This is a genomic window from Rhizobium altiplani, from assembly GCF_001542405.1.
Classification (GTDB): Bacteria; Pseudomonadota; Alphaproteobacteria; order Rhizobiales; family Rhizobiaceae; genus Rhizobium; species Rhizobium altiplani.
This window is the reverse complement of record NZ_LNCD01000131.1, coordinates 1-6,190: the sequence shown is the minus strand read 5'-3', so window position 1 is coordinate 6,190 and position 6,190 is coordinate 1. Positions and strand designations below refer to the sequence as shown.

At 59.0% G+C, this 6,190-nt stretch carries 6 protein-coding genes and 1 pseudogene; 1 reads left to right on the top strand and 6 read right to left on the bottom strand.

What is annotated here, in order from left to right; all coding sequences use genetic code 11:
• Positions 1 to 69: 69 nt before the first annotated feature.
• From AS026_RS32140 to AS026_RS32120, 6 genes and pseudogenes are all read right to left on the bottom strand, one after another.
• Positions 70 to 633, bottom strand: coding sequence for a UPF0149 family protein (locus AS026_RS32140; protein WP_062368490.1), 564 nt, complete (start codon positions 631 to 633; stop codon positions 70 to 72).
• Entirely contained in the window at positions 630 to 2,204 is a 1,575-nt protein-coding gene (gene tnpC / locus AS026_RS32135; RefSeq protein WP_028749712.1) for an IS66 family transposase, read from the bottom strand. Before tnpC ends, AS026_RS32140 begins: the two co-directional genes overlap by 4 nt.
• A 48-nt stretch (positions 2,205 to 2,252) precedes the next feature.
• Positions 2,253 to 2,609 (bottom strand): IS66 family insertion sequence element accessory protein TnpB, encoded by a 357-nt coding sequence (gene tnpB / locus AS026_RS32130; protein WP_028749713.1) that lies wholly within the window; start codon positions 2,607 to 2,609, stop codon positions 2,253 to 2,255.
• A complete protein-coding gene (gene tnpA, locus AS026_RS32125) occupies positions 2,606 to 3,076 on the bottom strand; it encodes an IS66-like element accessory protein TnpA (protein ID WP_062368489.1) in 471 nt (156 codons plus the stop codon). The genes tnpB and tnpA overlap by 4 nt, the downstream gene beginning before the upstream one ends.
• 435 nt (positions 3,077 to 3,511) lie before the next feature.
• Positions 3,512 to 3,670 (bottom strand): annotated as a pseudogene (locus tag AS026_RS40720) (ATP-binding protein); the annotation flags it as partial.
• Position 3,671: 1 nt separating this feature from the next.
• Entirely contained in the window at positions 3,672 to 5,777 is a 2,106-nt protein-coding gene (locus AS026_RS32120; RefSeq protein WP_028749699.1) for a recombinase family protein, read from the bottom strand.
• Positions 5,778 to 5,996: 219 nt separating this feature from the next.
• Here AS026_RS32120 and AS026_RS42815 point away from each other — a divergent pair.
• Positions 5,997 to 6,190 (top strand): hypothetical protein (locus AS026_RS42815; protein ID WP_205634470.1); only part of this gene is annotated, 194 nt, incomplete at its 3' end.

Genomic DNA, 6,190 nt, shown 5'->3' with positions numbered 1-6,190 from the left:
GTGAGCGCAACGAATGGCCCACGGCTTTCGTGATTTGACTAAATAGGTTTCTGGCTTTCTGGCTCTCGGTCAGAACTTCTGCTTTGCCCGCTTCGGCATAAAATAGGTTCGGATATTGACGAGTGCTTCGGCGACGGCAGCAGCATCCTGGTGGGTCGCTTTCCGTTTTACCTCGCCGAGCTTGCGGATCGGCGCAATGATATCCCCAGTGACGGCATGACCTCGAAGGACAGGCTGCCAAAGCCTTGGCGCGTGTCGTGTTCCAATGAGAAAGCAGATGTCCCAATCAAATGGATCAAGGGTCTGATCATCGATCTGGGTGAACCTTGGCCGGTGGTCTTTCGGTCTCTCGGAAAGGCTTGCAGATATCCGATTATACTCTGCAACGATCGTCTGCACGGCCCGATGTTCGGTTGTTTCCATCGGCAGGTTTAGGGCATCCGGGCCGGTCAGTTCCGGGATCCATTGCCGTGGGTCGATGAACCTGGGGCCGATGATGAGGGCCGTAAGATAACCATCGAGTCTGCTCATTGACCAGATAGGCGATGGCGGACGACGTCTCCTGATAAAGGCTTCGAATGCGTCGTCATCGAGCTTCGGTCGCGGCGTCATCTCCTGGCTGTTCTGTGTCATGCCGCTTGTCGCTCCTGCTGTGTCATCGCTTCGCGTTCCGCCTTCCAGGCCCAAGGCAAAAGGCTCTCCATCTCGTTGGCTTTCACTTTGCCGGAGATGATGCGCTCCAGCACATCGGCAAGCCAGACGTCGGGGTCCACGCCGTTAAGCTTTGCCGTGTTCACGAGCGATGCCAGGACAGCGAAGGTCTTTCCACCCCGCTCGTTGCCCACGAATAATGAGTTCTTTCTCGTCAAAGCCACGGATTTCATGGAACGCTCGACGACATTGGAGTCCACCTCGATCCGGCCATCCTCTAGAAAGGCTGTCAATCCGCTCCAGTGGTTGAGCATGTAAGTGACTGCCTTGCCAAGTGCCGATTTCGACGACACCTCGTCGCTCAGTTCGGTGAGATGGACCTTCAGTTCTCTCATGATGGGAGCTGCCTCACGACGCCTGCCGCTAAGCCGGGTATCTTCATCTTCCCCTCGTAGTTTTGCTTCGATGCGATAGATTTCGGCAATCCTGGCAAGGATCGACAAGGCCTCCGAAGAGCCGGTCAGTTTGACGACGTCAACGAACTTTCGCCGTGCATGAGCGAGGCAGAAGGCCAGCCGCATGGGGGCAACGTTGCTCTTGCCGCGTCGTTTGACCATGGTTTTATAGGCTTGATATCCATCAACCTGAAGCACGCCGGCGAACGACGACAGTTGCCCCTCGATCTCGCGAGCGCTGCGGCTTTCGGCAAAAATGTAGGCCACCGCCGGCGGCGCCGGACCGTTCCATGGCCGATCGTCAACCGCTTGTGCCCATAACTGGCAGACCTTGGTTCGTTTGCGCCCCGGATCGAGGCGCGGAAGTGGCGTCTCGTCACAGAACACCCTCGGCTGCGAGCGGATGAAGGCGGTGAGTGCATCGTAGAGAAGTTCGAGCCACCAGGCGACCCGCGTGACCCATGCCCCGAGCGTACCGCGATCAATGATGACGCCGCAGGAGGCCAGCATCTGCGCCTGGCGATGCAGCGGCAAATGCCAGGCAAACTTCGAAACGGCGACATGGGCTGCAAACGCCGTGGTCACCATGCCGCCGTCCATGATGCGTGCTGGTGCGGGTGCTTGCACGATGCCACTCTCGCAAGCCCGGCATGCATAGCGTGGCCGGATCGTCCGTTTCACCCGGACTACTGCAGGCACGATGTCGAGCGCCTCGCTGACATCAGTGCCGATGCAATGAAGTTCGAACGAACAGCAGGGGCAAGTCTTGCTCGCTGGCTCGATGAGCTCGTCATAACGCGGAAGGTGTTTCGGCAAACGGCCGATATTGCGGGCTGGCGATCGCCGTGCCTGCGTTTTGTCTTCATCGACCGGCGCGACATCGTCATTGGCAGCAACGGGAATGTCGCCTAGATCGCCAAGATCGAGCATTGCCTGCGTTGGATCGATCGTCGTCATCTTCTCCGATTTCGTCCCGAAGAGCTGGCGCTCAAGGAAGGCAACGCGCGCCTTGAGATCGGCATTCTCTTCGTCGAGCGAGAGAATGATCCGGGTCAATTGCGCAGCATCCTGGGGCAAGGGATCGGGTCGAAGCGGCATGACAGACCCTACCACACGGGTCTGAATCTTCAAGCAAAACCAATAGGATCAGCCTGCTTTTGAGGGCCTCCTCACCGCGTTTCGTTTGACGCGCGTCCAGTCAATGCCGGCCAGCAAAAGCGAGAACTCCTGGGCACTCATCTGCATAGCGCCATCGCGGATCGGAGGCCAAACGAACTTGCCCGCCTCCAACCACTTCGTCGCTAGGATCATGCCTGATCCGTCCCAATAAATGCAGCGAAGCCGATCAAGACGCTTGGCGCGGAACACGAACACGTCGCCACAATAGGGATCGGCCGCAAGGGCTGACGCCACCAAAGCTACCAGGCCATTCATGCCGCGCCGGAAGTCGACGGGTTGCGTCGCAACCATGATCTTCACGCCATTTGGCGAAACTCCGATCACCGGCGCCCTCGCAACGCCGCTACCATCGCCTGCGCCAGTTCAGGCGCTACCGAGCCGATGACCGTCATGCGTGCGCCCGCAATCTCGATCTCAATTCGGCCAGCGAGAACCTCTGGGGCATTCGATGGCGAGCCTTCGTGTCGTGCGCCATCCCCAACCACTGTCACCGGCACGAACACGGCAGGCGGCAAACTAGTCTTTGCCGACCGTTGAGAGGTTAGTCCGGCTTCCCGTCGCCACACATTCAGCAAGCCGCGATTGACGCCCCAGCGCCTCGCAACAGCCGAAATGTTCACTTCAGGTTCTGCGCTCTCCGCGAGAATCCGCGCCTTCTCCTCGTCAGTCCAATTCCGCCGCTGCCGCCGACCGGTGATCACCTCGATCCGCCGATACTTTCCCTCATGCCTGGCTTCATGCATGCCTTCATCCATGACTTCAAGCATGGCATCAGCGCGATCTCCAACCATCCCGGTCCACTCCTATCAATGATAGAGCTTATCTCGAGGCCTCATTCACAAAAGAAAAGGTGGGCTGTTCGTCGCGCTCACTCTCGATTATCGTGACCGCCAGGCCCGGCCCTCTTCAATTTCCGCATTCTTGAATCCAATGCGCGCCCTCAAACGGCGTTGCGAGATCGGTGTATTGAAACTGGGGGATCTGCAGCATGGAATCAGCAATAGACTTCGGAACTGGCGTCGTAGTAGCGAAGCGGACAGATGCATTCCCCTGGGAGGTCAGCGGTGCCAGGCGCGCCGAAAACAACCGATCTCATAACCGACGGTGAGAACGGATCAGGGGGCACCTTCCATGTACACACATCGAGACAACCGTTTGGAGCAACTATCAAGCGTCATCGTGAACTGGTCCTCTGGCGACACACAAATCTGGTCCGCCAAGGATTGCTAGTTGCTCTCCATGCCGAGTGTCGTTGCGGGCTTCTGTAGGAGTCCACTACGACGTTTCTCTCGCAGTCTGTAGCTGTCACCACGGATTGTTATCACGTGGCTATGGTGCAGCAATCGATCGAGGATAGCGGTTGCCACCACGGGATCACCAATGATTTCATGATGCCTGTTTCCTCGATCGTCTATTGCGTTGAGCGCGAGCGCGTAGAATGTCGATCTGGTCCTCCATCAGTTCGATCTGCCATGGTTGTCCTTTCACTAGCTGCCGGCCTTGAATCAGGCCTCGTGCCAGGTATTTGAAGATGGTCTGCGGCGTAATGCCAAGAGCTGCAGCAGCTCCTTGAACGGAATAGGTTCCGTCTGGCCACCTGACGGGGTTGGAGCTCGTTCCGTTGATTTTGACGGTTGGAATGCCCCAACGCCTGCGCAAGAGCCAGACATTGTCACCTTTGAAGGCGCAATTCTGTGCGGCACGGAAGCCTTCCGCGTTCAGTACCGACGCAATTTCCTTGTCCATTTTGCCTGCGGCGTTCAGCTCCGTCACGCGCGCTCGTAATTTGTCGATATCGATATAGTCGCCATAGGTATGAACGCGCCTTTGGACAGAGTGCTCGCTCGTCGCTCCCGTTTGCCACAAGATCTTGATCCAGACCTGTCCTTGCAGCCGTTTTTGATCGAGAACGACCTCGCAGATAATGAGGCGTAAGATGCTCTTTCGCTCGGCCGCCGTGGTCAATGGGGCATGCCAGATGCCAGGCAGGTTCTCTCCGAGTGCCAATAACCCGTCGCGATCTGCCTCGCTGAGAACCAGGGGCTCGTCGGACCGCCACCGTTCATAGTCCTGCTCGATGGCCGCGGCCGCGCGCAACTTTTCCTCCCATCCGCGTTCCAGCGAACGGGCCACCAAGCGGTTCTCTGGCTCGACTGCATCATATTGGCGCCGTGCCCTTTCCGCCTCGTAGCGCGCACGTTCGCGCCGCAGAGCCCATTGACGCTCGAGTTGACGGGCCTCCTCTTCCATCTGGCCCAGTGCGGCGACGGCGATAGCAATCCTGTCCGGCGTCAGAGCCTCGAGTAGAATGCTTTCGACGCGTGCATCGACCGGCAGAGCGCGCACCTCCTGGCATAACGGCCCTCCGTCGTGGCCGCGGTCGGCGCGGCATGCGTAGACGGGATAGTTTCCCGCAGGGCCGCTATAGCGCAAACTCATCCGGCGACCGCACCGCCCGCAGACAGCGATGCCCTGCAGCAGCGCGGCGCCCTTGCGCGGCAAGCCCGAATGGCCGGCTTCGTAGCGGTTGATGTTGTTCTCCAATCGCCGTTGGTTCTCCATGAACTGCTCCCAGCCGATGTAACCAGGATGGGCCGCTTCCAAACAGACCTCCCAGTCCGCGATGGGGACCTTAGTCGTCCGCGGACGATAAACGTCCTGGCGAACGCGTCCACCCGTCTGCCGCCGCCGACCATAGACATAGGCCCCAGCATAGCCGGGATTATGGAGAATGCTGAGCACCCGCGGGTTGCTGGCCTCACGCCAAACCACTTCGTGCGGCGCCGGACCACGAAGGGGGCGCATTGGCAACGGCAAATTCTCCTTGCGTAGGTAGCGCATCACTGCCCGCGCGCTTCCTAACTCGCGGAATTTGCTGAAGACCAGGCACAGCCTTGCCTGCACCTCCTCATCGGGGTTGAGGATGATTTGGCCTGAGCGGTCGTAAGCCAATCCGGCGGGAAGGCCAAGGCGCAATTCGCCGCGTGCCGCTTTCTGGCGCTCACCCTGATGCAGGCGTTGCTTGATCTGGTGCAGCTCCGCCTCGCTCATGATGCCGGACAAGCCCAGCAGCAGGCGGTCGTGATAAGCGCACGGATCGTAGAGCCGTTCGCCGTCAGCGATGATGACGCCAAACAATGAGCACAGATCGAGGAGTTGATGCCAGTCGCGGTTGTTACGGGCGAGCCGGGAGGCGTCAAGACTGATGACAAGCCCCGCGTTTCCCAGCCCGATCTCCGCGATTAGCTTCTTGAAGCCCTCTCGCTCGACGCAGCCCGAACCGGATTTGCCGAGATCTTCATCGATGACGTGCACGCGTTCATGTGGCCAGCCAAGAGCGACGGCACGATCGATCAGACGATACTGCAACTCCGTGCTTTCCTGATGATGGCGCACCTGGTTTACGGAAGACTGGCGGACATAGATGTAGGCGAGCTTGCCGCGATGCTCGGCCGTGACGCGCTCGTCCGGGTTATTCGTCGCTCTCAGCATGCCGATCCACCTTTGTCGGCGCGCGTATTGACCGCATCCGCATCAACAGGGGGGCAAGTTTTTGAGCAAGTTGTTTCCGCGTCTCCGGCGGCAGATCGAGCCACGGACGCGGGACTGTCGTGCTCGGGGTAAGAAGCTTTACGAGGGACTGAGACGCTACGCGGTACGGTTTTGATTGCACGTTCATCGCGAATCACCTCCTTGGAACGGGAGGTAACCATGCTGTTCAAATGGTGCATCAATGTGAGCAGGGTTCGAACGCTGATGCGAGGCGCCGACTTCGACTCGCTTCGCGCTTCCGGCGAAGCGGTTACAAGATCGGTTATCGATCGGCGAATTGAACGGCGGCGTCCGTCAGGTAATCGAACGACAACGAATGCCGCACCGCGGCCGGACTGGACCGACACCAGCTC

Coding starts and splice junctions, on each gene's coding strand:
- AS026_RS32140 (WP_062368490.1), bottom strand. CDS start 633: ATGACACAGAACAGCCAGGAGATGACGCCGCGACCGAAGCTCGATGAC.
- tnpC (WP_028749712.1), bottom strand. CDS start 2,204: ATGCCGCTTCGACCCGATCCCTTGCCCCAGGATGCTGCGCAATTGACC.
- tnpA (WP_062368489.1), bottom strand. CDS start 3,076: ATGGTTGGAGATCGCGCTGATGCCATGCTTGAAGTCATGGATGAAGGC.
- AS026_RS32120 (WP_028749699.1), bottom strand. CDS start 5,777: ATGCTGAGAGCGACGAATAACCCGGACGAGCGCGTCACGGCCGAGCAT.